Annotated in this window: 1 protein-coding gene; it reads right to left on the bottom strand. The window is 45.2% G+C overall.

The features are described 5' to 3' along the window. Positions 1 to 259: helix-turn-helix domain-containing protein (locus tag SU60_RS12350; RefSeq protein WP_128814668.1), on the bottom strand; the 259-nt coding region annotated here is incomplete at both ends.

Below are 259 nucleotides of genomic sequence, written 5' to 3'. Positions count from 1 at the left end.
TTCTCACGCTGTTTTCAGTTTGGGAGGTTATTTGGCTATGTGGACGAACAAATAGGTTTAAATCGATAAGGCGTAACGATAGCCCTAAGATGTCCATGAGGATGAGTACATTGGCAAAGGTGACACTGGTATCGCCTTTTTCTACTTTCATGACTGTTCTACGAGATAAGTTGGCTTTTGAAGCGAGATCATCAATACGCCAGCCTCTATCGGTACGCTTTGAGCGAATGGCGCTCCCCAGCGTTTCCATACTGAACTC

This window comes from Vibrio mytili, from assembly GCF_000830505.1.
GTDB classification, from domain to species: Bacteria; Pseudomonadota; Gammaproteobacteria; order Enterobacterales; family Vibrionaceae; genus Vibrio; species Vibrio mytili.
The sequence above is the reverse complement of the archived record's forward strand: the minus strand, read 5'-3'. Positions and strand labels throughout refer to the sequence as shown.